Below are 1205 nucleotides of genomic sequence, written 5' to 3'. Positions count from 1 at the left end.
AAGATCGCGCGCGGGGCCCCGCGGCTGTGGGAGCATGTGCGCGCGCTGACCCGGCGGTATTTCGACGCCGCCGCGGGCTGACCGGTATACATCGGCATACCGGGCTTCCCTCCCGCGGCCTTTTCCGCTATGCGGATCCAGACCAAACAAACCGGGAGCCTCTCCATGTCGAAGATCAAGGTAGCGAACCCCGTCGTCGAACTCGACGGCGACGAGATGACCCGCATCATCTGGGACTTCATCAAGCAGAAGCTGATCCTGCCCTATCTCGACATCGACCTGCACTACTACGACCTCGGCATCGAGGAACGCGACCGCACCGAGGACAAGATCACGGTCGATGCGGCCAATGCCATCAAGCAGCATGGCGTGGGCGTCAAATGCGCCACCATCACCCCCGACGAGGCGCGGGTCGAGGAATTCGGCCTCAAGGCGATGTGGAAGAGCCCGAACGGCACGATCCGCAACATCCTCGGCGGCGTGATCTTCCGCCAGCCGATCATCTGCAGGAACGTCCCCCGCCTCGTGCCGGGCTGGACCCAGCCGATCGTCGTCGGCCGTCATGCCTTCGGCGACCAGTACCGCGCGACCGACTTCCGCTTCCCGGGCAAGGGCAAGCTCACGCTCAAGTTCGTGGGCGAGGACGGCGAGGTGATCGAGCGCGAGGTCTTCGACGCGCCGGGCGCGGGCGTGACCATGGCGATGTACAACCTCGACGAGTCGATCCTCGACTTCGCGCGGGCCTCGATGAACTACGGGCTGAACCTCGGCTGGCCGGTCTACCTGTCCACCAAGAACACCATCCTCAAGGCCTATGACGGGCGGTTCAAGGACCTCTTCCAGAAGGTCTACGAGGAGGAATTCGCGGACAAGTTCAAGGCCGCGGGCATCACCTACGAGCACCGGCTGATCGACGACATGGTGGCCTCGGCGCTGAAATGGTCGGGCGGCTATGTCTGGGCCTGCAAGAACTACGACGGCGACGTGCAGTCGGACACCGTGGCGCAGGGCTTCGGCTCGCTGGGGCTGATGACCTCCGTCCTGATGACGCCGGACGGGCAGACGGTCGAGGCCGAGGCCGCCCACGGCACGGTCACCCGCCACTACCGCCAGCACCAGGCGGGCAAGGAGACCTCGACCAACTCCATCGCCTCGATCTACGCCTGGACGGGGGGCCTCAAGCACCGCGCCAAGCTCGACGGCAA

Annotated in this window: 1 protein-coding gene; it reads left to right on the top strand. The window is 65.3% G+C overall.

The genetic code is table 11. From position 1 onward, the window contains the following. Window positions 1-165: 165 nt before the first annotated feature. Window positions 166-1205, top strand: a 1040-nt coding sequence (locus tag ACTVZP_RS22210; RefSeq protein WP_443214299.1) for an NADP-dependent isocitrate dehydrogenase, incomplete at its 3' end; no start/stop codon positions are given.

This window comes from Rhodobacter sp. NSM (genome assembly GCF_052244495.1).
In the GTDB taxonomy this organism is placed as follows: Bacteria; Pseudomonadota; Alphaproteobacteria; order Rhodobacterales; family Rhodobacteraceae; genus Cereibacter_A.
This window is presented reverse-complemented; position numbering and strand designations above follow the sequence as displayed.